This is a genomic window from Streptomyces sp. NPDC088252, from assembly GCF_044740965.1.
In the GTDB taxonomy this organism is placed as follows: domain Bacteria; phylum Actinomycetota; class Actinomycetes; order Streptomycetales; family Streptomycetaceae; genus Streptomyces.
This window is the reverse complement of sequence record NZ_JBIURS010000004.1, coordinates 170,231-189,904: the sequence shown is the minus strand read 5'-3', so window position 1 is coordinate 189,904 and position 19,674 is coordinate 170,231. Positions and strand designations below refer to the sequence as shown.

The window sequence follows — 19,674 nt, the reverse complement described above, 5'->3', positions numbered from 1 at the left end:
TTGAACGCGTTCAAAGGGATGCTGCTGGGCACCCTACGGGACGGTGGTGACAGCCGAGACGGTTGTTATAGGAACGCGATACGTGGGGCATGAATACACCGGTCGAATCCAGGTGTGCCGCACATATCGGGGCGTGCCGGTCTCAGATCCAGGTGTCCAGCCACATCCGGTCCCGCCAGGAACCGTCGGGGATCGGCGTCCCCGTGTAGATCGGCCAGAAGTAGATGAAGTTCCAGATGATCAGCAGCACCAGCACGCCCGCCGCGACCGCCCCCAGCGCCCGACGCCGCTCCCCGGAGGGATCGGCGGACATCAGGCCGCGTTCCCTCGCCGGCCCGGTATCCGCCCCCGGACCGAGCAAGGCGCCGATCATCATCGTCACCGCCAGACACAGGAACGGCACGAACACGACCGCGTAGAAGAGGAAGATCGTCCGCTCCTGGTAGAGGAACCAGGGCAGCCAGCCCGCCGCCACGCCGCAGGCGATGGCCCCCGCCCGCCAGTCGCGCCGGAAGAACCAGCGCCACAGCACGTACACCAGGGCGAAGCACGCCGCCCACCAGAGCAGCGGCGTCCCGATGGCCAGCACCTCGCGGGAGCACTTGCCGGTCTCCGACGCCGCGCAGCCCGGCTGCTCCTCCCAGAAGTACGAGACGGGCCGGCCGAGCACGATCCAGCTCCAGGGATTGGACTGGTACGTGTGGCCGGACGTCAGATTCACATGGAACTCGTAGACCTGGTACTCGTAGTGCCACAGACTGCGCAGCCAGTCCGGCAGCCACGTCCAGTTGCCGCCCCTGCCCTCGGTCTGCGCCCAGTCGCGGTAGTAGCCCTTGCCGGTGACGATCCAGCCGGTCCAGGAGACGAGGTACGTGAGGATCGCGACCGGGACCGTCGAGATGAACGCCGGCAGCAGATCCCGCTTCAGCACCGCCGTGTACGGACGGACGGCCCCCGCCGTCCGCCGCGCGCCCACGTCCCACAGCACCGTCATCAGACCGAAGCCGACCAGGATGTACAGACCGTTCCACTTGGTGGCGAAGGCCAGCCCCAGCATCAGACCGGCGGTGAGCCGCCAGGGGCGCAGGCCGAGGCGCAGATTCTCCGCGACCCCGGCATCGGGGCGCAGCACCCCCTCCTCGTCGACCGGCAGTGCGGCGGCGAGCCTGCGCCGCGCCCAGTCCCGGTCGATCAGCAGCGCGCCGAACGCCGCCAGCACGAAGAACATCAGCACCAGGTCGAGCAGCGCGGTGCGGCTCATCACGAAATGCAGACCGTCGACGGCGAGCAGCGTGCCGGCCAGGCACCCGAGGAACGTCGAACGGAACAGGCGCCGCCCGATCCGGCACAGCATCAGCACCGACAGCGTGCCGAGCACCGCCACCATGAACCGCCAGCCGAACGGCGTGAAGCCGAAGATCTGCTCACCGAGGCCGATGATCCACTTGCCGACCGGCGGGTGCACCACATAGCCCGGATCCACCGGGACGTGCACCTTCGACGGATCGGCGAGGATCAGCTTGTCGATGTCCTTGGGCCAGTTGCCCTCGTACCCCTGGTTGATCAGCGCCCAGGAGTCCTTGGCGTAGTACGTCTCGTCGAATATCAGGGCGTGCGGGCTGCCCAGGTTCCAGAATCGCAGCACCCCGGCGACCAGTGCCACCAGCAGCGGACCGCCCCAGGCGGACCACCGCACCAGGCGCGCGGCCAGGGGCGGGGAGATCCCCAGTACCGCCCACAGCTGGGCGCCGGGCCGGGCGTACGGCGGAACCAGCCGTTCACGCAGCCCGATCCCGGGCCGGGGCGAATGGCCGAAGCGGCGCAGCCGCTGCTGCCAGGAGGCTGCTTCTTCGCCGTGCGGTTCCCCGGCGTCTTCGCCCTGCCGGGCTTCGGGCGCAGTACTCGTCACCGCGCCATCGTAGGGAACGCATCTGTGCGAGCGCTGTCGCCCGTGCTGGGAGGATGACTCATGTGACTGGAACGACTGGAACGCTGGTACTCGCAGGAACCCCCATCGGCGATGTGGCGGACGCCCCGCCGCGCCTCGCCGCCGAACTGGAGACGGCCGATGTCGTCGCCGCCGAGGACACCCGACGGCTGCGCCGCCTCACCCAGGCGCTCGGCGTCCACACCACGGGGCGGGTCGTCTCCTACTTCGAGGGCAACGAGTCGGCCCGTACGCCCGAACTCGTCGAGGCACTGACCGGCGGTGCCCGGGTGCTGCTGGTCACGGACGCCGGGATGCCGTCCGTCTCCGACCCCGGCTACCGGCTCGTGGCCGCCGCGGTGGAGAAGGGCGTCAAGGTCACCGCGGTCCCCGGCCCGTCCGCGGTGCTGACCGCTCTCGCCCTGTCCGCGCTGCCGGTCGACCGTTTCTGCTTCGAGGGCTTCCTGCCGCGCAAGGCGGGCGAAAGGCTGGGCAGACTGCGCGAGGTCGCCGACGAGCGCCGCACCATGGTCTTCTTCGAGGCCCCGCACCGGCTCGACGACACCCTCGCCGCGATGGCCGAGGTCTTCGGCGCCGAGCGCCGGGCGGCCGTGTGCCGGGAGCTGACCAAGACGTACGAGGAAGTGAAGCGCGGCCCGCTGGGCGAGCTGGCGGCCTGGGCGGCAGAAGGGGTGCGCGGCGAGATCACCGTCGTCGTCGAGGGCGCGGCCGACTCCGGACCCGAAGAACTGGACGCCGCGGAGCTGGTGCGCAGGGTGCGGGTGCGCGAGGAGGCGGGGGAGCGGCGCAAGGAGGCCATCGCCGCCGTGGCCGCCGACGCGGGGCTGCCCAAACGCGAGGTGTTCGACGCGGTCGTCGCGGCAAAGAACGCGGCGCGAAACGGCCCTGCGGAGGGCAAAGGACGAGCCTAGAAGGCAAAGCGCGAGTCGCGCACCGAACCTTTCTGCCACGAGTAGGCCAAAAACGCTCCAACAGTCGACAGGGCCCGATGCGCTCTTGTCGGCAGGGGAGTCCACTGGACCGGGGACGCACTCCCCGGAGTGTTCGTCCGGCGGACAGAAGGAGCGGACATGAGCGAGATCGCAGCGACCACGGTGCACGAGGCGTACGCATTCGCCTGCATGAGGTGCGGACACGGCTGGGAGCAGGCCTTCGAGATAGAGCACCACGTCGACGGTTCCAACAACGGCTTCGTCATATACAAGGCGGACGGGGAACGGGTGCCCTCACCCCTCTCCACGCCGACCTGCGCGAACTGCGGCGGACACGTGGTCCGGATCATGCGGTCCGGTCGGGTCTCGACCGTCCAGAAGCTGCTCCGCGACCCCCAGCCGAAGCGGTCAGCCGGCAAGGGCGTCGACGCCCCGGAGGGCGAGGCCGCGGCCGTGGGCGCCGGGCACCACTGGCACCTGTCCGACCTGCTGCACCCCTTCCACCGCAAGTAGGGCGCCCGGCTTCCACCGCAGGCAGCGGTGCCCGGCTCCCACCGCGGGCGGGGTGTCCGGTGCGGTCCTCGTACGATCGTCCTCATGAGCCGTACCGAAGCCCCGCCGTTGCCGGAACCCCTCCGGGTACCGGTCGCCGATTCGCACACCCACCTCGACATGCAGGACGCGACCGTCGAGGAGGGCCTGGCCAGGGCCGCGGCGGTCAATGTGACCACCGTGATCCAGGTGGGCTGCGACGTGGCCGGTTCGCGGTGGGCCGCCGAGACCGCCGCCGCGCACGCGAGCGTGCACGCGGCGGTCGCCCTGCACCCCAACGAGGCACCGCGCATCGTGCACGGAGACCCCGAGGGCCGGTCGCGGCAGGGGGCGCGGGAAGCGGGCGGAGAGGCGGCGCTGCACGAGGCACTCGCCCAGATCGACGCGCTGGCCGCGCTCGACCACGTGCGCGGTGTCGGTGAGACCGGGCTCGACCACTTCCGTACGGGCCCCGAAGGCATGGCCGCGCAGGAGGAGTCCTTCCGGGCCCATATCGAGATCGCCAAGCGGCACGGCAAGGCGCTGGTCATCCACGACCGCGAGGCGCACGCGGACGTGCTGCGCGTCCTCGCCGACGCCGGCGCCCCCGAGCGGACCGTCTTCCACTGCTACTCCGGCGACGCCGACATGGCCCGGATCTGCGCGGACGCCGGGTACTTCATGTCCTTCGCGGGCAATGTCACCTTCAAGAACGCCCAGCCGCTGCGCGACGCACTGGCCGTCGCGCCGATGGAGCTGGTCCTGGTCGAGACGGACGCACCGTTCCTGACCCCCGCCCCGTACCGGGGACGGCCCAACGCGCCCTATCTCATCCCGGTCACACTGCGCGCCATGGCAGCGGTGAAGGGCGTGGACGAGGACACTCTGGCGTCAGCCGTCTTCGACAACACCGCTCGCGCCTTCGACTACTGACGACATGGGACGATGACGGTGCGTGGTCGCACCGTTTTGAAGAGTGACCGATGCTCCGCTATCGTCCCCGGGCGCCATTCGGCGACCGGCCGATCGGACCCTCGGGAGCGTCATGAGCAGTTCGAAGGGCAGCCACCGCGCGGTGCGTGGCAGAAGGCGTACGGTGTCGCCCGCCGCCCCCGTACCCGTCCCGTTCCATGAACGGCTGACGCTCGCCGTGCGGGTGCTCCACACTCCGACGCTCGTCGGCCCGCGCGTTGTGCCCGCCCGGCCGTCGGCGCCGCGCGCCACCGGCGGCCGGGCAGCCGCGCGCCGGGCGGCCGCGCGTCGGGCCCCCCACCACCGCAAGGCCACCCTCCGGCCCGAGAACCTGCGCCGCCTCGTCCCCCAGGCCCTCGTCCTGGCGTTCCTGGCCGGTGGCACCACGGCGTTCATGGCCTGCGACAAGGGGGTGACGCTCGACATCGACGGCCGGACCCGCACCCTGCACACCTTCGCGAACGACGTCGGTGAACTCCTCGCCGACCAGGATGTCGTGCCCGCCGCCCGCGACGCCGTCACGCCCGCCCCCGGCAGCGCACTCGCCGACGGTGACGAGGTCGTCGTCCGGACGGGCAGATAGTCGTCGTCCGGACGGGGAGGCGGTCGTCGTCCGGACGGGGAGGCGGCGGAGGGCGCACAGGCGGCCCGGCGGGCAGGCCGCGGAACGCCGCGTCGGCCGGGCCCGGCCGCCGTGCGAGAGGCCTTTCGCGAGACGGGGGCGAGCCTCCGGCCGCACCGCGGCCGTAGGCTTACCGGGTGAGCACCACTGAGCCCGACGCCCTCCTGGGCCCCGCAGACATCCGCGAGCTGGCGGCCGAGCTGGGCGTACGCCCGACCAAGCAACGCGGTCAGAACTTCGTCATCGACGCCAATACGGTCCGCCGGATCGTGCGGACGGCGGAGGTCCGCCCCGACGACGTCGTCGTCGAGGTCGGCCCGGGGCTCGGTTCGCTGACCCTGGCGCTGCTGGAGGCGGCGGACCGGGTCGTCGCCGTCGAGATCGACGACGTGCTGGCGGGCGCGCTGCCCGCCACGGTCGCCGCCCGGATGCCGGGGCGCGCCGACCGGTTCGCCCTGGTGCACTCCGACGCGATGCTGGTCCGGGAGCTGCCGGGCCCGGCGCCGACCGCGCTGGTCGCGAACCTTCCGTACAACGTCGCCGTGCCGGTCCTGCTGACCATGCTGGAGCGCTTCCCGTCCATCGAGCGGACTCTCGTCATGGTTCAGGCGGAGGTCGCGGACCGGCTGGCCGCCAGGCCGGGCAACAAGGTCTACGGCGTGCCGTCGGTGAAGGCCAACTGGTACGCGGACGTCAAGCGGGCCGGGTCCATCGGCCGCAACGTCTTCTGGCCCGCCCCGAACGTCGACTCCGGTCTGGTGTCGCTGGTCCGGCGCACCGAACCGGTCACGACGAGCGCGAGCAGGACCGAGGTCTTCGCCGTCGTCGACGCGGCCTTCGCCCAGCGCCGCAAGACCCTGCGGGCGGCCCTGGCCGGCTGGGCGGGCTCCGCCCCCGCCGCCGAGGCGGCCCTGGTCGCGGCCGGGATCTCGCCCCAGGCCCGCGGTGAGTCCCTGACGGTCGAGGAGTTCGCCGCCATCGCCGAGAACAAGCCCGCCGGGACCGATGACAACCAGCCCTCCGGGAGTGGCGAGTGAGCGTCACCGTCCGCGTACCCGCCAAGGTCAACGTCCAGCTCGCGGTCGGCGCCCCGCGCCCCGACGGCTTCCACGACCTGGCCAATGTCTTCCTCGCCGTCGGCCTGTACGACGAGGTCACCGTCACCCCCGCCGACGGGCTGCGCGTCACGTGCTCCGGCCCGGACGCCGCGAGGGTCCCGCTGGACGCCACGAACCTCGCCGCCCGCGCCGCGATCGCACTGGCCGAGCGGCACGGCATCGCACCCGATGTGCACATCCACATCGCCAAGGACATCCCCGTCGCGGGCGGCATGGCGGGCGGCAGCGCCGACGGTGCGGCAGCACTGCTGGCCTGCGACACCCTCTGGTCCACCGGCGCCACGCGGCAGGAGCTGCTCGACATCTGCGCGGAGCTGGGCAGTGACGTCCCGTTCAGCCTGGTCGGCGGCGCGGCCCTCGGGGTCGGGCGCGGTGAGCGGCTGACCCCGATCGACGTCGGCGGGACCTTCCACTGGGTCTTCGCGGTCGCCGACGGCGGGCTCTCCACCCCGGCCGTCTACGGCGAGTTCGACCGGCTCACGGCCGGTACGGACGTCACCGACCCCGCCGCGTCCGCCACGCTCCTGGACGCGCTGCGATCCGGAGACACCACCGCGCTCGCGGGCGCCCTGAGCAACGACCTCCAGCCCGCCGCGCTCTCGCTGCGCCCCTCGCTGGCCGGCACCCTCGCCGCCGGCACCGAGGCCGGTGCCCTGGCCGCCCTGGTCTCGGGCTCCGGGCCGACCACCGCGTTCCTGGTGGCGGACGAGGAGTCGGCACGGAAGGTGGCCGAGGCGCTGATCACCTCGGGGACCTGCCGGAACGCACGGGCCGCGGTGTCCCCGGCGCCGGGCGCGACGGTCCTCTGACAGGACAATGCCTGCCGCTGCCGGCCGTAGTGGTAGCGGCAGGCAGCGATGCGGACCTCTTCGCCCACGACCTTGTGGATGAGCCGGTGCTCATCGGTGATCCGACGGGACCAGAACCCCTGCAAGCCGTGCTTCAGGGGCTCCGGTCTGCCCATGCCGTCGTGGGCGGCAAGGGCGAGCGGACATCCCGTCCCTGTCGCCCCGTACCCTGGGAAGCCGATCGATCCCCGGGAGCAGGAGCGAAATGGCCGTCAATCTGATCAATGTCGAGCAGGTCAGCAAGGTGTACGGCACCCGTGCCCTGCTCGACGGTGTGTCCCTCGGGGTGTCCGAGGGGGACCGGATCGGTGTCGTGGGCCGCAACGGCGACGGCAAGACGACCCTCATCCGGATGCTCGCCAGGCTGGAGGAGGCGGACAGCGGCCGGGTCACCCACAGCGGCGGGCTGCGCCTCGGTGTGCTGACGCAGCACGACTCGCTGGACCCGGAGGCGACCATCCGCCACGAGGTGATCGGCGACCTCGCCGACCACGAGTGGGCGGGCAGCGCCAAGATCCGTGACGTGCTCACGGGACTCTTCGGCGGGCTGGCCCTGCCGGGCTTCGAGCACGGCCTGGACACCGTCATCGCGCCGCTGTCCGGCGGCGAGCGGCGCCGGATCGCGCTGGCCAAGCTGCTCATCGCCGAGCAGGACCTGATCGTCCTCGACGAGCCGACCAACCACCTCGACGTCGAGGGCATCTCCTGGCTGGCCGGCCATCTGCGGGCACGCCGCTCGGCGCTCGTCTGCGTCACCCACGACCGCTGGTTCCTCGACCAGGTCTGCACGCGCATGTGGGACGTCCAGCGCGGCACGGTCCACGAGTACGAGGGCGGTTACAGCGACTACGTCTTCGCACGGGCCGAGCGGGAGCGGATCGCCGCGACCGAGGAGTCCAAGCGGCAGAACCTGATGCGCAAGGAGCTCGCCTGGCTGCGCCGCGGCGCCCCCGCCCGTACCTCCAAGCCGCGCTACCGCATCGAGGCGGCCAACGAACTGATCGCCGACGTGCCGCCGCCGCGCGACACCAGCGAGCTGATGAAGTTCGCCAACGCGCGGCTCGGCAAGACCGTCTTCGACCTGGAGGACGTGACCGTCCAGGCGGGTCCCAAGACGCTGCTCACCCACCTCACCTGGCAGCTCGGCCCCGGTGACCGGATCGGTCTGGTCGGGGTCAACGGCGCGGGCAAGACCTCGCTGCTGCGGGCCCTCGCCGAGGCGGCCCGTACCCAGGGCGAGGCGCAGCCCGCCGCCGGGAACATCGTCGTCGGCAAGACGGTCAAGCTGGCCTACCTCTCCCAGGAGGTCCACGAACTCGACCCGAACCTGCGGGTGCTGGAAGCGGTTCAGCAGGTACGGGACCGGGTCGATCTGGGCAAGGGCCGGGAGATGACCGCGGGGCAGCTCTGCGAGCAGTTCGGCTTCTCGAAGGAGAAGCAGTGGACGCCGGTGGGCGACCTCTCCGGCGGCGAGCGGCGCAGGCTCCAGATCCTGCGCCTGCTGATGGACGAGCCGAACGTCCTCTTCCTCGACGAGCCCACCAACGACCTCGACATCGAGACCCTGACCCAGCTGGAGGACCTCCTCGACGGCTGGCCCGGATCGATGATCGTGATCTCGCACGACCGGTTCTTCATCGAGCGGACCACGGACCGGGTGATGGCGCTGCTCGGAGACCGCGCACTGCGGATGCTGCCGCGCGGGATCGACGAGTACCTGGAGCGCAGGCAGCGGATGGAGGAGGCGGCGACTCCCTCCGCCGCACCCGCTGCGGCCAAGGAGAAGACCGCGCCGGCCACGGCCGTCTCCCCGCAGGCCGCACGTGCGGCGAAGAAGGAACTCCAGAAGGTGGAACGGCAGCTCGACAAGATCTCGACCCGGGAGACCGCGCTGCACGCGCAGATCGCGGAGCACGCCACGGACTTCGAGAAGGTGGCGAAGCTGGACGCGGAGCTGCGTGGACTGGTCGCGGAGCGCGACGAGTTGGAGATGCGCTGGCTGGAACTGGCCGAGGAGGCCTGATCGCTGACGCGCTTTCGGCGTGACCTGTGCGACCGGTGTGGACTGTGGGGCGGGTGATAGAAAGAACGCTCGCCCGGCGCAGGTACAGATGCCGGACCGGTCCGCACGAAGGGGGACGTGCTGATGACCCAGCCGCCCGGCCAGCAACCGCCGCAGGGGGGCTTCGGGGCTCCGTACGATCCGCCGCCGACGCCGGTTCAGCCGCCCCCGCCACCACCCGGGTACGGCTCCGCGCCGCCGCCGCCCGGCCAGGCACCGGGCCCGTACGGCGCGCCCGCACAGCCGGGACCGTACGGCGTTCCGCAGCCGGGACCGTACAACGCGCCCACGCAGCCCGGCCCCTACGGCCACCCGCCGCAGCCGCAGTCCGGATTCGGCCCGCAGCCACAGTCGGGGCCCGGCGGTGGGGGGTTCTTCCGGCGGCGGCGCGGGGCGGTCATCGGTGGCGTGCTCGCGGTGGTGCTGCTGGCCGGTGCTGGCATCTGGTTCGCCGGGAGCGGCGGCGACGAGCCGAAGCCCACGGCGAAGGAGAGCACCGATCCCGGGCCGGGCCCCACCGGCGACGGGGGCAACGGCAAGACCGGGGAGCCGAGTCCGGCCCCGCGTGACCTCCGCGCGGAGGCCGACGCGCTCAACGCCGGGCGCCAGAAGGGCGAGGCGAAGGTTCTCTGGCTCCAGGAGGGCGGCGTCGATCTGCCGCGCAACGGCTCGGACGTGTACGGCCCCTGGATCGTCGGCGACACCATCGTCAAGGCCATGTTCCAGACGCTCTCCGGTTACTCGGTCACCGACGGCCACCAGAAGTGGAGCCTTCGCATGCCGTCGAACCTGTGCGCGGCACCCTCGCAGGCCACCGCCGACGGCAAGATCGTCCTCGGGATCAAGTCCGGCAACGGGGATCAGGCGTTCTGCAACGCGCTCCAGATGGTCGACCTCACGACCGGCAAGGCCGGCTGGCACAAGACCTACAGGCGTCAGAGCGCCTGGGACGCGCTCTCCCACGTCGCGATGGCGATCAACGGCGACACCGTGACCGTGGGACGCACCAGCAGGACGGATGCCTTCCGGGTCAGTGACGGCAAGGTGCTCTGGGGCGAACTGCCGGGGAACTGCCAGCCGTTCGGCTTCGCGAGCGGTCCCGTGGCGATCGCCGCCACCAGCTGTCAGACGGCGGCCGACGACCACAAGGAACAGCAGGTGCAGCGGATCGATCCGGTCACCGGCAAGGTCCAGTGGACGTACCAGGTCAAGAAGGGCTGGCAGGTCGCGCAGTTCTATTCGGCGAGCCCACCGGTCGTCTCGCTGAAGCAGGACGACAAGTGGGCCATCCTCGTGCTCAACGAGAACGGCACCTACCGTTCCCAACTGGTCGGTGGCACCGAGGACTACGTGACGGAGTGCGACGAGGACCTCCTCACCGACGGCATGAGTCTCGACAACTGCCTCGGTGTGGCGGCCGACGACCGGGCGGTCTACCTGGCGACGAAGCCCGACCTGGCGGCTCGCCAGCCCACCAACAAGGTCGTGGCCTTCGACCTGAACACCGGTCGGACCAAGTGGAAGGCCGCGGCGCCGGCCGGGCAGACCATGATGCCGATGCGGGTGGAGGGCGGCAGGCTGCTGATGTATCTGGCGGCGGAGAAGAACAAGGGCGGCGGTATCGCGTCCCTCCCGCCCACGGGTGGTACGCCGCAGCTGGTGCTGCGGCACCCGGCGGCGGCCTCCGCGGTCGAAAGGGAATTCTCCCTTTCCCGGGTCGCCTATCTGAACGGGCGCAGTTTCCTCGTGCAGGCGAGGATCAGCGGGATCGACGACGAGGCGGAGAAGTCGATGAAGTCGATCGTGGGCTTCGGAAACTGACGGTCCGAGGCGTAACGGCGGCATCACAGGCCGGTTCTCCCTTGGGAACAGGGGATGGACCGGCCCGGTGGGCGAGGTGTTGCGGGTGGTACAAAGAAGCCCCGCTCGACTGTCGTAACACTGCGGGATCCATGCCCGATTCGCTCCTTTCCGCGGAGTTCAGGGGGGTCTTGGCGGACCTCTTCGAGCTCTGCGGAATCGCGGGGGAGACCGGAACGGGCACCGGACCGCACGAAGGGGGACGTGCTGATGACCCAGCCGCCCAGCCAGCAACCGCCGCAGGGAGGCTTCGGCGCGCCCCAGGAGCCGCCGCCGGGAAGTCCTCAGCCGCCCCAGGGCCCGCCGCAGACCCCGCCGGCGCCGCAGACCCCGCCGCCCGCCCAGCCCGGTTACGGTCACCCGCAGACGCCCGGTCAGGCGCCGGGCCAGGCCCCCGGTTACGGCTACCCCCAACAGCCCGGCCAGACCCCTGGTTACGGCTACCCCCAGCAGCCCGGTCCGTACGGTCAGCAGCCGGGTCCCTACTCCCAGCAGCCCGGTCCGTACGGTCAGCAGCCGGGTCCCTACTCCCAGCAGCCCGGTCCGTACGGTCAGCAACCCGGTCCGTACGATCAGCCGACGCAGCCCGGCTACGGCTACCCGCAGCAGTACCCCGGCGCACCGGCCCCCGGCGGTCCGGGCGGGACCGGTGGTCCGGGCGGTGGCAACCTCTTCAAGCGCAAGCCCGCGCTGGTGATCGGCGCCGCTGCCGCCGCGCTCCTGGTGATGGGCGGCGGCGTCTTCCTCGCCACGAACGGGGGCGGCGACGACAAGAAGCCCGTCGCGCAGAAGAGCGGCGACGCCGAGCCCAGCAGCTCACCGTCCGTCAACGAGGGCGACGGCAAAGGCGACGGCCGCCAGACCGATGACGACCTCAACGCCGGGCGCCAGAAGGGCGAGGCGAAGGTTCTCTGGCTGCAGAAGAACGATGTCGACCTGCCGCGCAACGGCTCGGACGTGTACGGCCCCTGGGTCGTCGGCGACACGATCGTCAAGGGCATGTACCGCACCGTCGCCGGCTACTCGGTGGCCGACGGCAAGCCGAAGTGGAAGCTGAAGCTGCCCGCCGACCTGTGCGCGGCGCCCTCGCAGGCCACCGCCGACGGAAAGATCGTCATCGGGGTCGAGAACGGCACCACCGACAAGGCGGACTGCGCGGACCTCCAGATGATCGACCTCAACACCGGCACGGTCGGCTGGAAGAAGTCGATCAAGAAGAACGGCATCTGGGACATGATGTCGGACATCTCGCTCACCATCAGCGGCGACACCGTGGCGGTCGGGCGCACCGGCAACTCCAACGGCTTCCGGGTCAGCGACGGCAAGGAACTGTTCGGCAACCAGCCGGGCGACTGCCAGCCGTTCGCCTTCGCGGGCGGAGCCAAGCTGATCGCCGCCTCCAGCTGCCGCACCGACGACGTCTACAATCCCCAGCACCAGATCCAGGAGATCGACCCGGTCACGGGGAAGCCCCGGTGGACGTACCGGATCAAGCGCGGATCGGAGATCGACCGGGTCTACTCGGTGAGCCCACTGGTGGTCTCGCTGAAGAAGGACAAGTCGTGGAGCATCCTCGCGCTCAAGGAGAACGGCTTGTTCCGGTCCGGTGTCGTCAGCGACAAGGGCGACAAGTTCGCGCCGGACTGCGGTAACGCCTTCGCCGTCTTCGGCAGGTCCCTGGACGATTGCACCGGTGTCGCCGCCGACGCCAACACCTTCTACATGTCGACCGCGCCGGACTCCGGCGGCAGCACCGACACGAACAAGGTCGTGGCGTTCGACCTGAACACCGGTCGGTCCAAGTGGAAGGCCGCCGCCCCGGCCGGGCGCGTGGTGAAGCCGCTGCGCATGGAGGGCGGCAACGTGCTGCTCTACGTGAAGGCCGGATACAACAAGGGCGGCGGCATCGCCACCCTCGCACCGACCGGCGGCACGGTGCAGATGCTGCTGAAGCACCCCGTGTCGACGTCCCAGATCGAGAACTCCTTCTACAACACCAAGATCGCCTACGCGGACGGCCGTTCCTTCGTCCTGAGCGGACGGGTCAGCGCGCGGAACGACCAGGAAGAGCTGGAGACGAAGACCATGATGGCCTTCGGCAACTGACGGCTCACGAAGGCCTTCGACGGCGCCCGCCCGTCGGCGCCCGACGGCTCACGACCGGCAGCGGCCGGAACACCCCCGACCGCTGCCGGCCCCGACCCACCGACTCCCTTCCCCCAGAGGTACGTACGCCATGACGCAGCCGCCCCAGCCGCCCAACGAGCAGCCGCCCCAGGGCGGGTTCGGCGCCCCGCAGGACCCCCCGCCGGGTGGATTCGGTGCCCCGCAGGACCCCCCGCCGGGCGGGTTCGGCGCACCGACCCCGCCGCCCGCCGACCCGTTCGGCAAGCAGCCGGCCACCCCGTCCGCGGGCGGGTTCGGCGCCCCGCAGACCCCGCCGCCCGCCGACACCCCGCCGCCCGCGGGCCCGCCGCAGCAGCCGGGCCCCGGTTACGGCTACCCGCAGGCCCCGCAGCCGGGCTACGGCTATCCGCAGGGCCCCCCGCAGCCCGGTTACGGCTACCCGCAGGCGCCGGTGCCCGGCCGGCCACAGCAGGGCTACGCCTTCCCGCAGGGCATGCCGCCCGGCCAGCCGCCGCAGCAGGGCTACGGCTATCCGACCGCTCCGATGCAGCAGCAGTACCCGCCGCTCCAGAACGGGAACGGCAACGGGGGCAAGAAGTTCACCACCCGCATGCAGGTCATCGTCGCCGCCTCCGTCGCCGTGGTCCTGATCGTCGCCGGGGGCGTCTGGTTCGCCTCCAGCGGCGGTGACGACGGCAAGAAGGGCCAGGCGTCCCAGTCCAGCGGCGGCGCCTCCGAGGGCAAGGGCGGCGGACAGGGCGGCACCGTCGGCGGCGGCGGCACGGAGAAGGCACCGGCGGACCCCAAGTCCAGGGTCACCTTCCAGCTGCCGAAGCCGAAGGTCACCGACGTCACCAAGGTCGACGGTTCGTGGCTCACCGACAAGGCGTATGTGAAGACCGGCCTGAACGAGATAGTCGGCTACGACATGACCAAGGGCACCAAGCTGTGGTCCATCCCGCTGGCGGGCCAGCTCTGCGGCGCCTCCCGGCACATGTCCAAGGACTTCAAGACGGCCGTCCTCTTCGAGGAGGGCAAACCGACCAAGGACAAGAAGTACCAGCCGTGCAACCAGGTCGGCGTGATCGACCTGAACACCGGCAAGATGATGTGGAGCAAGTCGGTGACTGCCGCCACCAGCGGTGACGCGGCGGTCAGGTTCGACGGGATCACGCTCAGCGGCACCACGGTCGCCGCGGCCGGAACCGAGGGCGGTACGGCGTTCGACCTCGGCACCGGCGCCGAGCGCTGGAAGCCCAAGGTCTCCGCCGACGGCTGCTACGACATGGGTTACGCCGGTGGCGAGGCGCTCGCCGTCGTCCGCAAGTGCGGCACGTACGACGACCCGCAGCTGGTCGTCCAGGCACTGAACCCGACCACCGGTGCCCCGCTCTCCTCGTACAAGATGCCGCCCGGTGTCGACTACGCGAGCATCGTCTCCACCAAGCCGCTGGTCGTCGCGGCCGACGTCGGCGACACCGCCGGTGACGGCAGCGGCATATCGGACTTCTTCTCGATCGACGCCTCCACCGGCAAGCTGCTCACCAGGATCGCGGCGGACGGCGAGAAGTACGCCGCGCGCTGCCAGTCCACGGAGGTCGAGAGCTGCCAGAAGGTGGCCGTCGGCAACAACCGCATCTACGTGCCGACCGAGGACCACGAGGGCGGCGGCGACTACGGCGACACCAACGAGATCGTCTCCTTCGACCTCACCACCGGCAAGCCGACCAGTGACCGGGCCGACGCGGGTGACCGCTACACGATGTTCCCGCTGCGCATGGACGGCGGCAACATCATCGCGTACAAGGCGCCCCCGTACGACAAGGGCGGCCAGATCGTCTCCATCGACGGCTCCACCTTCAAGCAGACCCTGTTGATGGAGAACCCGGGCGAGGCGTCCGCCCGCGACGCCGAGAGCAGCTTCTCGTCGGACTACTCCGAGATGCTCTACTCCGCCGGCCGGCTGTTCATCTCCCAGACGATGATCAGCAAGACGACCGGAAGCTCCTTGAGCGGCAAGGACTACCTGGCCGTGGCCTTCGGCACCGGCTGATCCTCACGCGGTACCCGCACCCCGGCCCTGCCGGTCGATCATCCGACCGGCAGGGCCGATCGTTTTCCGCCTGCCGGACAGCCCTGAATGGCACATAATCCGACACTCCGTGGGTCTTCTGTCGGGTAACGGGTCCGGAACGTCGAACAAGCGTGTAGCTTGCCGGGTCAGGACGGGCCGGGGGCCCGGTGCCGGTGCTACGGGGGGTGTGCTCGATGGGCGTGCGGCTCATGGTGGTCGATGATCACCGACTGCTCGCCGAGGCGCTCGCCTCGGCGCTGAAGCTGCGGGGCCACCGGGTGCTCGCGGCGGCGGCGCCGACCACGGGGGCGGCGGAACTGGTGGTCAGCAGGGCCCCGGAGGTCTGCCTGTTCGGCACCGCGGCCCCCGCCGAACCCGGCGCCTTCGACCCGATCGTACGGATCCGGCGGGAGCGCCCGCAGGTGGCCGTGGTGGTGCTCGGACCGGTCCCCAGCCCGCGCGGGATCGCGGCGGCCTTCGCGGCGGGCGCGGCGGGCTACGTCCGTCACGACGAACGGATGGAGGGCGTCGAACGGGCGATGGCCAAGGCGCGTGCCGGAGAGGCCGCGGTGGCGCCGCAACTGCTCCAGGGCGCCTTCGCCGAACTGCTCAATCCGGCCGCGGCACCGGACGACGAGGGCCAGCGGCTGCTGCGGCTGCTCACCCCGCGGGAGGTCGAGGTCCTGGTGCGGGTCGCCGAGGGCCAGGACACCCGGCTGATCGCGGCCGGGATGCGGATCGCGTCCAGCACCGCGCGTACGCATGTGCAGCGGGTGCTGATGAAGCTGGGCGTCGGTTCCCGGCTGGAGGCCGCGGCGCTCGCGGCCCGCACGGGGCTGCTGGACCGGGCGGTGCCGCTCGGCGAACAGGGGCCCGACGGCACGGGGTGATCCCTGTTCGTGGGCCTGTTCCCGGGCCCGCTGGCAGTCGTTGGACACCATTCGCGCGCAGCCGAACGCCCGTTGTGACGCGAGGCGTCGACCGGGCCCGGGTTCGAGACGGAACGCATGGCGGAGCTGCACGACATCGACGGCGGGGCGCTCGTCGATGACTGGCCGCAGCGTGATTCCAGTCGATCGATGGTGCACCAACCGGCGCACATGAGTGCGACTGCCAGGACCGCCGATGGTGTGAATTGTCCACCTTCTGAGAATTTCCGGGATTTCCGGCCGGCGTTCAGTGAGGCGGGCTCCTCGCCGTCCGTGGTGCGGAAGGCCTGTCCCCGGTCGGCGGGAAGGGGATGCCTCGCCGCTGAGGCCGACTCGCGGTGAGGCTGTTCTGCCGTGCGGCGCTGGGTCGGAAAGCGGCGCAGGGGCATCGTTCGGGATCGACTCATTGACGCACCTGTTGACTTGTGATTCATTGTGTTTGATTATGTTTGGAGGAGTCTGGTGAAGAAGACGGTAACGACGCTCGCCGACGGCCGGGAGCTGCTCTACTACGACAGTCGTGACGACGTCGTGCGCGATGCCGTCGACCGGCGCCCCCTCGACGCCGTCTCCACCTCGTCGGAGATCCGCCGCGACCCGTTCCTCGGCGACAGCGTCGCCATTGCCTCGCACCGCCAGGGCCGCATCTACCACCCCCCGGCCGACGAGTGCCCGCTCTGCCCCTCACGGGACGGCCGGATGAGTGAGATCCCCGACGCGGACTACGACGTCGCCGTGTTCGAGAACCGCTTCCCCTCGCTCGCCGGTGACTCCGGCCGCTGCGAGGTCGTCTGCTTCACCTCCGACCACGACGCGTCGTTCGCCGACCTCACCGAGGACCGGGCCGCCCTGGTCCTGGAGGCGTGGACCGACCGCACCGCCGATCTCGCCGAGCTCGACCAGGTCAAGCAGGTGTTCTGCTTCGAGAACAGGGGCGCCGAGATCGGCGTCACGCTCGGTCATCCGCACGGGCAGATCTACGGATACCCCTTCGTCACCCCGCGCACCGAGCTGATGCTCCGTTCGATGGCGGCCCACCGCGCCGAGACCGGCCGCAACCTCTTCGACGACGTCGTGGCCCGCGAGGCGAAGGACGGCTCGCGGATCGTCATCGACGGCGAGCACTGGATCGCCTTCGTGCCGTACGCGGCGCACTGGCCGTACGAGGTCCATCTCCACCCCCGCCGCCGCGTCCCCGACCTGCGCGAGCTCGACACGGCGGCGCGCATGGAATTCCCACAGGTCTATCTGGAACTCTTGAGGCGATTCGACCGGATCTTCGGCCCCGGCGAGCCGCCGACCCCGTACATCTCGGCCTGGCACCAGGCCCCGTTCGGGGTCCCCGGACGGGAGGACTTCGGGCTCCATCTGGAGCTTTTCACCATCCGACGCACCTCCGGCAAGCTGAAGTTCCTCGCGGGTTCCGAATCCGGCATGAACGTGTTCATCAACGATGTGCCGCCGGAGGCCGCGGCCCAGCGACTGCGAGAGGTAGCGAGCGAGTGAGCAAGCCCCAGAAGAAGTACCTGGTCACGGGTGGCGCGGGATACGTCGGCAGTGTCGTCGCCCAGCATCTGCTGGAGGCCGGTCACGCGGTCACCGTCCTCGACGACCTCTCGACCGGGTTCCGGGAGGGCGTCCCGGCCGGGGCCGAGTTCATCGAGGGACGCGTCCAGGACGCGGCGAAGTGGCTGGACGCCTCCTTCGACGGGGTGCTGCACTTCGCCGCGTACTCACAGGTCGGCGAGTCCGTGGCGGATCCGGAGAAGTACTGGGTGAACAACGTCGGCGGCTCCGTCGCGCTGCTCGCCGCGATGCGGGACGCCGGCGTGCGGACCCTGGTCTTCTCCTCCACCGCCGCGACCTACGGCGAACCGGTCACCACCCCCATCACCGAGTCCGACGCGACCGCGCCCACCAACCCCTACGGCGCCACCAAGCTCGCCGTCGACCACATGATCACCGGCGAGGCGGCCGCGCACGGACTGGCCGCGGTCTCGCTGCGCTACTTCAACGTGGCCGGCGCGTACGGCAGTTGCGGGGAGCGGCACAGCCCCGAGTCGCACCTCATCCCGCTGGTCCTCCAGGTCGCCCTCGGGCAGCGCGAGTCGATCTCCGTCTACGGCGACGACTACCCGACCCCCGACGGCACCTGCGTCCGCGACTACATCCATGTCGCCGACCTCGCCGAGGCCCATCTGCTGGCCCTGGAAGCCGCCACCGCCGGCGAGCACCTGATCTGCAACCTCGGCAACGGCAACGGCTTCTCGGTCCGCGAGGTCATCGAGACCGTCCGCGAGGTCACCGGCCACCCCGTCCCCGAGACCGCGGCCCCGCGCCGCGCCGGTGACCCCGCGGTGCTGGTCGCCTCCGCCGCCACCGCCAGGGAGCGGCTCGGCTGGGCGCCGTCGCGCGCGGACCTGACCGGAATCGTCTCCGATGCCTGGACGTTCGCCCGCCGAGAGGAGCCCACCGCCCCATGACCGAGAACAGTGAGCCGACCGTCGCCTTCACCGAGCTGTACGGGAGCGCCCCCGAGGGAGTCTGGGCGGCGCCCGGCCGCGTCAACCTGATCGGCGAGTACACCGACTTCAACGACGGCTTCGTGATGCCGCTCGCGCTGCCGCACACCGCGCGCGCCGCCGTCGCCCGCCGCGCCGACGGTGAGCTGCGGCTCCACTCCGCCGACGTGCCCGGCGGAGTCGTCCGGCTCAGGGTGGACGAACTGGCCCCGCACCAGGGCCACGGCTGGGCCGCGTACCCGGCCGGTGTCGTCTGGGCGCTGCGCGAGGCCGGCCACCCGGTCACCGGGGCGGACATCCAGCTGAGCTCCACCGTCCCCACCGGCGCCGGACTCTCCTCCTCCGCGGCGCTCGAAGTCGTCACCGCGCTCGCCCTGAACGACCTCTTCGAACTGGGGATCTCCGCCCCGGAGCTGGCGGTCATCGGTCAGCGCGCCGAGAACGCCTTCGTCGGCGTGCCGTGCGGGGTCATGGACCAGATGGCCTCCGCCTGCTGCACCGAGGGCCACGCGCTGTACCTCGACACCCGCGACCTCACCCAGCGCCAGGTCCCGTTCGACCTGGCCGCCCACGGGCTGCGGCTGCTGGTCGTCGACACCCGGGTCAAGCACGAACTCGGCGACGGCGCGTACGCGGAGCGGCGGGCCGGCTGCGAGGCGGGGGCCGCCGCGCTCGGCCTGCGCACACTGCGCGAGCTGCCGTACGACGGCCTCGGCGCGGCCCTGGACACTCTGGGGCGAGGCGGTGCCGACGAGTCCGTGGTGCGCTACGTACGCCATGTGGTCAGCGACAACGAGCGGGTGGAACGGGTCATCGCGCTGCTCGACGCGGGCGACGTCCGGGCAGCCGGTCCGATCCTCGACGCCGGGCACGCCTCGCTCCGCGACGATCTGCGGGTCTCCTGCCCGGAGCTGGACCTGGTGGTGTCGGCCGCGGGCGAGGCCGGGGCGCTCGGTGCCCGGATGACCGGCGGCGGCTTCGGGGGCTCGGCGATCGTGCTGGTGGACGAGGCGCAGGCGGACACGGTCGCCAAGTCCGTCCTGAAGGCGTTCGCCTCGGCCGGGTACGCGGCACCGCGGATCTTCCCCGCCGTTCCGTCGGCGGGTGCCCGGCGCCTCGCCTGAGAGCC

At 71.2% G+C, this 19,674-nt stretch carries 15 protein-coding genes and 1 pseudogene; 14 read left to right on the top strand and 2 right to left on the bottom strand.

The genetic code is table 11. The features are described from left to right. Nucleotides 1-142: 142 nt before the first annotated feature. The gene (locus tag ACIOHC_RS10445; protein WP_401842305.1) at nt 143-1,909 is read right to left on the bottom strand and encodes a dolichyl-phosphate-mannose--protein mannosyltransferase; all 1,767 of its coding nucleotides are present in this window, start codon (nt 1,907-1,909) and stop codon (nt 143-145) included. A 53-nt stretch (nt 1,910-1,962) separates the two neighbouring features. Between ACIOHC_RS10445 and rsmI the strand changes: the two genes are divergently transcribed. The 6 genes from rsmI (at nt 1,963) to ACIOHC_RS10415 (ending at nt 6,932) form a co-directional block, all read left to right on the top strand. Continuing rightward, on the top strand, nt 1,963-2,859 hold the full coding sequence (rsmI, locus tag ACIOHC_RS10440) for a 16S rRNA (cytidine(1402)-2'-O)-methyltransferase (RefSeq protein WP_351084728.1): 897 nt from the start codon (nt 1,963-1,965) through the stop codon (nt 2,857-2,859). Nucleotides 2,860-3,018: 159 nt separating this feature from the next. Further along, a complete protein-coding gene (locus tag ACIOHC_RS10435) occupies nt 3,019-3,393 on the top strand; it encodes a hypothetical protein (RefSeq protein ID WP_351084730.1) in 375 nt (124 codons plus the stop codon). 84 nt (nt 3,394-3,477) lie between these two features. After that, nucleotides 3,478-4,344, top strand: coding sequence for a TatD family hydrolase (locus ACIOHC_RS10430; protein ID WP_389636606.1), 867 nt, complete (start codon nt 3,478-3,480; stop codon nt 4,342-4,344). A 112-nt stretch (nt 4,345-4,456) separates the two neighbouring features. Beyond that, a complete protein-coding gene (locus ACIOHC_RS10425; protein ID WP_351084735.1) occupies nt 4,457-4,966 on the top strand; it encodes a ubiquitin-like domain-containing protein in 510 nt (169 codons plus the stop codon). Nucleotides 4,967-5,142: 176 nt separating this feature from the next. Next, a complete protein-coding gene (gene rsmA / locus ACIOHC_RS10420; protein WP_351084737.1) occupies nt 5,143-6,042 on the top strand; it encodes a 16S rRNA (adenine(1518)-N(6)/adenine(1519)-N(6))-dimethyltransferase RsmA in 900 nt (299 codons plus the stop codon). After that, on the top strand, nt 6,039-6,932 hold the full coding sequence (locus tag ACIOHC_RS10415; protein WP_401842302.1) for a 4-(cytidine 5'-diphospho)-2-C-methyl-D-erythritol kinase: 894 nt from the start codon (nt 6,039-6,041) through the stop codon (nt 6,930-6,932). The genes rsmA and ACIOHC_RS10415 overlap by 4 nt, the downstream gene beginning before the upstream one ends. A gap of 23 nt (nt 6,933-6,955) precedes the next feature. Here ACIOHC_RS10415 and ACIOHC_RS10410 read toward each other — a convergent pair. Then, a pseudogene (locus ACIOHC_RS10410) lies at nt 6,956-7,093 on the bottom strand (Txe/YoeB family addiction module toxin); the annotation flags it as partial. Nucleotides 7,094-7,176: 83 nt separating this feature from the next. Here ACIOHC_RS10410 and ACIOHC_RS10405 point away from each other — a divergent pair. The 8 genes from ACIOHC_RS10405 to galK all read left to right on the top strand — a co-directional run bounded on the left by ACIOHC_RS10405 (nt 7,177) and on the right by galK (nt 19,669). After that, complete coding sequence (locus tag ACIOHC_RS10405) at nt 7,177-8,994, top strand: ABC-F family ATP-binding cassette domain-containing protein (RefSeq protein WP_365690804.1); 1,818 nt, start codon at nt 7,177-7,179, stop codon at nt 8,992-8,994. Between the two features lie 123 nt (nt 8,995-9,117). Continuing rightward, nucleotides 9,118-10,854: a PQQ-binding-like beta-propeller repeat protein gene (locus ACIOHC_RS10400; RefSeq protein ID WP_401842300.1), complete on the top strand. Its 1,737-nt coding sequence runs from the start codon at nt 9,118-9,120 to the stop codon at nt 10,852-10,854. Between the two features lie 249 nt (nt 10,855-11,103). Then, nucleotides 11,104-12,999 carry a PQQ-binding-like beta-propeller repeat protein gene (locus ACIOHC_RS10395; protein WP_401842298.1) on the top strand — a complete coding sequence of 632 codons (1,896 nt, stop codon included), beginning with the start codon at nt 11,104-11,106 and terminating at the stop codon, nt 12,997-12,999. A 130-nt stretch (nt 13,000-13,129) separates the two neighbouring features. Continuing rightward, nucleotides 13,130-15,073, top strand: a complete 1,944-nt coding sequence (locus ACIOHC_RS10390; protein ID WP_351084748.1) for a PQQ-binding-like beta-propeller repeat protein — start codon at nt 13,130-13,132, stop codon at nt 15,071-15,073. A gap of 215 nt (nt 15,074-15,288) precedes the next feature. Continuing rightward, a complete protein-coding gene (locus ACIOHC_RS10385) occupies nt 15,289-15,984 on the top strand; it encodes a LuxR C-terminal-related transcriptional regulator (protein WP_351084749.1) in 696 nt (231 codons plus the stop codon). Between the two features lie 501 nt (nt 15,985-16,485). Further along, on the top strand, nt 16,486-17,529 hold the full coding sequence (galT, locus tag ACIOHC_RS10380) for a galactose-1-phosphate uridylyltransferase (protein ID WP_351084751.1): 1,044 nt from the start codon (nt 16,486-16,488) through the stop codon (nt 17,527-17,529). Then, nucleotides 17,526-18,506, top strand: a complete 981-nt coding sequence (gene galE, locus ACIOHC_RS10375; protein ID WP_351084753.1) for a UDP-glucose 4-epimerase GalE — start codon at nt 17,526-17,528, stop codon at nt 18,504-18,506. Before galT ends, galE begins: the two co-directional genes overlap by 4 nt. Next, nucleotides 18,503-19,669 carry a galactokinase gene (gene galK / locus ACIOHC_RS10370; RefSeq protein ID WP_365690811.1) on the top strand — a complete coding sequence of 389 codons (1,167 nt, stop codon included), beginning with the start codon at nt 18,503-18,505 and terminating at the stop codon, nt 19,667-19,669. Before galE ends, galK begins: the two co-directional genes overlap by 4 nt. Nucleotides 19,670-19,674: the final 5 nt, after the last annotated feature.

Coding starts and splice junctions, on each gene's coding strand:
- rsmI (WP_351084728.1), top strand. CDS start 1,963: ATGACTCATGTGACTGGAACGACTGGAACGCTGGTACTCGCAGGAACC.
- ACIOHC_RS10435 (WP_351084730.1), top strand. CDS start 3,019: ATGAGCGAGATCGCAGCGACCACGGTGCACGAGGCGTACGCATTCGCC.
- ACIOHC_RS10430 (WP_389636606.1), top strand. CDS start 3,478: ATGAGCCGTACCGAAGCCCCGCCGTTGCCGGAACCCCTCCGGGTACCG.
- ACIOHC_RS10425 (WP_351084735.1), top strand. CDS start 4,457: ATGAGCAGTTCGAAGGGCAGCCACCGCGCGGTGCGTGGCAGAAGGCGT.
- ACIOHC_RS10405 (WP_365690804.1), top strand. CDS start 7,177: ATGGCCGTCAATCTGATCAATGTCGAGCAGGTCAGCAAGGTGTACGGC.
- ACIOHC_RS10400 (WP_401842300.1), top strand. CDS start 9,118: ATGACCCAGCCGCCCGGCCAGCAACCGCCGCAGGGGGGCTTCGGGGCT.
- ACIOHC_RS10395 (WP_401842298.1), top strand. CDS start 11,104: ATGACCCAGCCGCCCAGCCAGCAACCGCCGCAGGGAGGCTTCGGCGCG.
- ACIOHC_RS10390 (WP_351084748.1), top strand. CDS start 13,130: ATGACGCAGCCGCCCCAGCCGCCCAACGAGCAGCCGCCCCAGGGCGGG.
- ACIOHC_RS10385 (WP_351084749.1), top strand. CDS start 15,289: ATGGGCGTGCGGCTCATGGTGGTCGATGATCACCGACTGCTCGCCGAG.
- galK (WP_365690811.1), top strand. CDS start 18,503: ATGACCGAGAACAGTGAGCCGACCGTCGCCTTCACCGAGCTGTACGGG.